This window comes from Paraburkholderia sp. SIMBA_054, assembly GCF_046534875.1.
GTDB classification, from domain to species: domain Bacteria; phylum Pseudomonadota; class Gammaproteobacteria; order Burkholderiales; family Burkholderiaceae; genus Paraburkholderia; species Paraburkholderia hospita.
Genome location: NZ_JAWRXV010001927.1, coordinates 1 through 221, shown reverse-complemented (window position 1 = coordinate 221; position 221 = coordinate 1). Strand labels below are relative to the sequence as shown.

1 protein-coding gene is annotated in these 221 nt (G+C 62.0%); it reads right to left on the bottom strand.

From position 1 onward, the window contains the following. On the bottom strand, positions 1-221 hold a 221-nt coding region (locus SB822_RS61755), incomplete at both ends, for an HAD domain-containing protein (RefSeq protein WP_410859760.1).

The window sequence follows — 221 nt, the reverse complement described above, 5'->3', positions numbered from 1 at the left end:
CGCCGCACCCATGAGGTGCTGAGCACGATACGCACACACGGGTACGGGGCCAACGCGTCCTCAAGCAGCCGTGCATGCTCGAAAAGCCTGTGATCCGGATAACCAAAAATGAACGGCCCCGAGCCAGGCTTCTCGTATACGGCGTCGGGATGCAGGCAACCGTCCAGATCGAGATAAAGGACACGACCGCCCGTCCGACGCGGTGGCGGAACGCTGTAAGC